Origin of the sequence: Mesorhizobium sp. M3A.F.Ca.ET.175.01.1.1, from assembly GCF_004791945.1 — a bacterium.
Lineage (GTDB): Bacteria > Pseudomonadota > Alphaproteobacteria > Rhizobiales > Rhizobiaceae > Mesorhizobium.
The window spans coordinates 1-371 of sequence record NZ_SRTP01000132.1 but is presented as its reverse complement, the minus strand read 5'-3'; the positions used below and the strand labels follow the sequence as shown (position 1 = coordinate 371).

General features: G+C 62.5%; 1 pseudogene. It reads right to left on the bottom strand.

Annotated features, from left to right (window positions below):
• Positions 1-371 (bottom strand): annotated as a pseudogene (locus EN818_RS34105) (hypothetical protein); the annotation flags it as partial.

Below are 371 nucleotides of genomic sequence, written 5' to 3'. Positions count from 1 at the left end.
GCCAAGGTGGCCGGCATATTGAAGACGGGACATTAAAGCGCGCCGCGCAGAAACGGGTTCGGGCGACGCGCTTCAACCCTTTGTTTTGATGCATCTCGTTCTCCCAAAACCGCCGCGCAATTTGGGCGACTTGCATTAAGCGCGGCGCCGAAGCCCTTTGCACGCCGCCGTTTATCCCTGCCTGGCTCAACGCATCGGCTCGACGGGCGCCAGAATACGGTCTGGCATCGGGCCGACAAGGCGCGCTATTGGTCAGCCATGACGCCAGGGCCCATTTCTGCCTGGCTTTCGGATTGTTGTGCACCGCCGCCGGCGCGAAACCGTCGAACTGCGCGTCATAGGCCGGATGCACTGCGACCAGCTGACCCTGC